General features: G+C 72.2%; 2 protein-coding genes. Both read right to left on the bottom strand.

Annotated elements, in window-relative coordinates:
- A partial coding sequence (gene bcsE / locus JMF90_RS30585; protein ID WP_201325845.1) for a cellulose biosynthesis protein BcsE occupies window positions 1–1931 on the bottom strand: 1931 nt, incomplete at its 3' end.
- Between the two features lie 9 nt (window positions 1932–1940).
- On the bottom strand, window positions 1941–3207 hold a 1267-nt coding region (locus tag JMF90_RS30580), incomplete at its 5' end, for a cellulose synthase subunit BcsC-related outer membrane protein (protein WP_201325844.1).

The raw sequence follows: 3207 nt of genomic DNA, 5'->3' as shown, positions 1-3207 counted from the left end.
ACGGCGCCGCGCGCACGCGCGGCGGAAATGACGGGGTCCGGCGGCGACGCGTCGACGGCGATGGGCGCCAACGCCTGCGGCATACCGATCGCGTCGAGCGCGACGACGGTATCGATCGCGTCGATCGCGTCGCTCACCTCGCCTGCATCGGGCAATGCCGCGCCGGGTTCGACGGGCGCGGCTGCTGCGCGTGCGGCGCCCGCCGGCCGCGTCGCCGCGAACAGGTCGCTGTAGTCGGCGATCGGCGCGCGGCGGTTCTCGGCCTTCAGCGCGTCGAGCTCGGTGTCGATGCTGCCCTGCCCGAGGCACACGACGCGGTCGGACAGCGTATCGACCGGCACCTCGAAAATCCGCGCGAGCGCGTCCTCGGCATCGGCCGGCTCGCAGGCGAACAGGAACACGAACAGGTGCCCGGCATCGGCCGTCACGACGTCGCCCGCGCGGCGCGGCCGGCAGTGCCGCAGCGCGTCGACGTGCGACACGCCCGGCAACAGCGTGAGCTTCGCGAGCGTGTGCGGCAGCGCGAGCACCGCGCCGCGATCGAGCACCGCGCGAATCCGCTGGCAAAACGCGCCGACCGGCAGATAACCGAGCACCGAATCGCCGAGCGCGGCCGCGAGCGCCGCGCGGTAGTCGGCCGCGACGGGCCGCGCGTAGAGCTGGCCGTGCAGCGCGTGCACGGCGGCCTGCATCCGCGAGACGGGCAGGTCGCGCGCGACGACCCGGTTCGCGCCGACGCTCAGCACGAGCATCTCGAACTGCTGGCGCAGCACCTCGCCGCGCTCGACGACCGCGATCTTCAGCGCGCCGCCGCACTGCCGGCGCAGCGCGTGCACGTCCGCGCACAGCGCTTCGAGCTGCGCGTGCGAGCGGAACACGAGCACCGCGGTCGCGGCCTGCGCGCTCGCGCACGCGGCGACGACGGCCGCGTTGTCGTCGACGATCTCCCAGCCGTCCGGCACGCGGCTCGCACCGTCGAGCACCGCGCGGCTGACCACCACGCGATCCTCGTCGCTCGCGAGCTTCATCCGCCGTGCCGGTTCGGTCGCGCCGCCATCGACGCTCGCCGACAGCCGGCCGCCCGGTGCGAAGCGCAGCGGCCGCACCTCGCCGGCCGCGAGCGTGTCGCCCGCGCGCCAGAAATCGACCACCCACAACAACTCGCCATGCGTGCGCTGCAACTGCGCGACGCCCGAACAGATCCCGTGGAAGCCGCTGCGCGGCGTGCGATCGGCATCGCGCACGAGCGGCGCATCGTCGGCGCGCGCGTCGCCGCCCGCGCGGGTCGCTTCAGGGTCGAGCAGCAGCACGAGCGCAATCCGGCGCGTGCGGCACCAGTCGGCCAGCGCGTGCGCTTCGTCCGCGAGCGCGACCGGATCGTCCCAGCTGAACCAGCGCTGGGCGCCTTCGACGAAATACAGCGAACGCGCGTGAAATCCATAGCGCTTCATCGCGCGCAAGCCGCCGGTCAGCCGCGCGAACGGGCCCGGCGCCGCGCGGCGCGGTGCGTTGCCGGCTGCGCCGGCGTCGGCACCGTCGTCGGCCGGCTCGACCGCAGCCGGCATCGCCAGCACGTTCAGGTTGCGCGGCCAGCCGGCCGGCTGCACGCCGCCCGCGAAGCCGAGCGATGCCATCTGCGTGGCGACGCGCGCCGGATCGCGCGCCAGCACGATCGTGACGTCGCGCGTGCGCGCCTGACGCGCGCTTTCCCAGACGAGCGCATCGCAGGCCGGCGTGCCGCCGGCCGCGTAGATCGCGTAAAGGCCGCCGGCTTCCAGTTGCGTCCAGGTGTCGGGCAGGCCGTCGATCGCGAGCCGGCTCAAGGCGCCGGCACGGCCGCCCGCCGGCCACATGCGCAGCAGCGCGCGCAGGCGATCGGCCAGGCCAATGGCACCGGGCGCGGAGCGGGTGGCATCGAATTCCGTAGTCACGGCGTTCCCCTAGTAATCCGAATAAAGCCGCACGGGCGTCGGCGTGACGAGCCAGCTGCGCGACGCACGCGCGTCGAACGCATAACGCAGATACACGAGCGCCGAGCTCGGCGCATAGTCGTGCGACCGGTCGATGTGCAATTGCGCGCCGACGCTCAGGTGCGGGTTCACACGATATTCCGCGATGCCGTTCACGCCGTACGAGAACGACACGCCGCGCGTCGAGCTGCCCGCGTACACGAAGCCGGCCGCCACCTGTTCGGCGCGCTGGCCGGAAAGCGTCGGGTAATACAGCGAATCCTTTTCGTAGCTGTTCGAGATCCCGCCCGTGACGGTCAGGTCCCACGACAGCGCATCGTGCCGCCCCGCCCATTCGATCGGCACGCCGAGCGACAGATAGCGCTGCGGACTGTAGTAACCGCCCTGCCCGTACGTGTAGTAGCGCAGGTTCTGCGCGTAGTGCCACGCATTGCCGACCAGCCCCGTGCTGACCTTCATCGCCGCGCGCTCGTACACGGGCACCGTGAAGCCGGTGCGCAGCGTGACTTCCGCGTTGCGTTCGACGTTACGGCCCGACAGCACGCCCGCGCCGAGCTCCGCGAACAGGTTCGTGCGGCCGACGTCGACCGACGCGCGCAGATTCACGCCGTCGCGGCGCACGCCGCCCCACACCGCGCCCGTCCACGGGTCGCGCATCCCCGCGTACGACAGCACGCTGCTCGTTTCCGGCCGCCGCGACGCATTCACGGAGAAGCTCGCGGGGCCCGCGTCGAAGCGGTAGCGCACGCCGCCCACCAGGTAATGCACGGGGAAGCCGAGCGGCGACGTGCCGAGATCGACACGCCAGGCGTCCGATAGATAGCCGGCGCCGAGCGCGACGCCCGTCGTCGACTGGTGCAGCGAGCCCGGCGGATTCGCGATCAGCGCGGCGGCCTGCGGATTCTGCTGCGCCCTGAGCCCCGCGTACGTGCCGAACGTCTTGAGCGAATACGCGTCCGGCACGCTCGTATCGAGCGTGCCCGGATCGAGATGCACGGTGTCGACCTGCGCGAACACGTGCCCGTCATAGCGGATCGGCATCTGCAGGTAGATCGGCACCTGCTGCGCGCGATACGACGAGATGCCTTCGTCGCCCGACTTGTACGCGGGTATCCAGCCGGTCTCGATCTCGGGATTGCGCCGCTGCTGCAGATCCGCGAACGCAGCCTGCGCGGGTGTCAGCCCGTCGCGGCCCGGGCTCACGCCCGTCGCGCGTTCCTGCGACTGCGACAACCGG

It is taken from the genome of Burkholderia sp. E168m23 (assembly GCF_016586125.1).
Classification (GTDB): Bacteria; Pseudomonadota; Gammaproteobacteria; order Burkholderiales; family Burkholderiaceae; genus Burkholderia; species Burkholderia orbicola.
The sequence above is the reverse complement of the archived record's forward strand: the minus strand, read 5'-3'. Positions and strand labels throughout refer to the sequence as shown.